The organism is Pseudomonas sp. SIMBA_068 (assembly GCF_046534705.1).
GTDB lineage: Bacteria > Pseudomonadota > Gammaproteobacteria > Pseudomonadales > Pseudomonadaceae > Aquipseudomonas > Aquipseudomonas putida.
On record NZ_JAWRYI010001934.1, the window covers coordinates 1 to 228 of the forward strand.

The 228-nt window shown below is 54.8% G+C and carries 1 protein-coding gene; it reads right to left on the reverse strand.

The window, feature by feature from the left end:
- On the reverse strand, positions 1–228 hold a 228-nt coding region (locus SB756_RS36535; protein ID WP_410914149.1), incomplete at both ends, for a hypothetical protein.

Here is a 228-nt window from a genome sequence, read left to right on the forward strand (position 1 = left end):
TTGCATCTGATAGCTGTCGACCGCCTCAGCATTCAGTTTTTGAAGCAGCTCGCGCACCCATTTGTCTCTGTTTTCTGCCTGCAGGATATAGTCCAAGCCATTGCTTTGCGGGCGCAGTTCGATGAGCGGCTGAGACTGATAAAACAGCGCATTGACCTGCCGATGCTGAATGCGCAGGCCGATAACGTCCAGCATCATGCTCGACAGCCGCTGCAAGCCCTGGCGCAT